Raw genomic sequence first — 261 nt, 5'->3', positions numbered from 1 at the left:
GGCAGAACGAGCGCGACAAGATCGCCGCCGAGGGCAAGATCAAGGAAGCGCTGGACGCGGCGCGGATGGAACTGGAGCAGGCGCAGCGCCAGGGCGATCTCGGCAAGGCGGGCGAGCTGGCCTATGGCCGCATTCCCGAGCTGGAGAAGCAGCTGGCCGACGCGCATACCCAGTCCGAGAACGCCCTGCTGCGCGAGGAAGTGACGGCCGAGGACATCGCCGCCGTGGTCAGCAAGTGGACCGGCGTGCCGGTCGACAAGA

Annotated in this window: 1 pseudogene (only partly in view); it reads left to right on the top strand. The window is 68.6% G+C overall.

What is annotated here, in order from left to right:
• A pseudogene (locus B3547_RS15660) lies at positions 1-261 on the top strand (ATP-dependent chaperone ClpB) (its annotated part continues 133 nt past the right edge of the window); the annotation flags it as partial.

The sequence above is a fragment of the Novosphingobium sp. UBA1939 genome (assembly GCF_002336885.1).
GTDB lineage: Bacteria > Pseudomonadota > Alphaproteobacteria > Sphingomonadales > Sphingomonadaceae > Novosphingobium.
The sequence above is the reverse complement of the archived record's forward strand: the minus strand, read 5'-3'. Positions and strand labels throughout refer to the sequence as shown.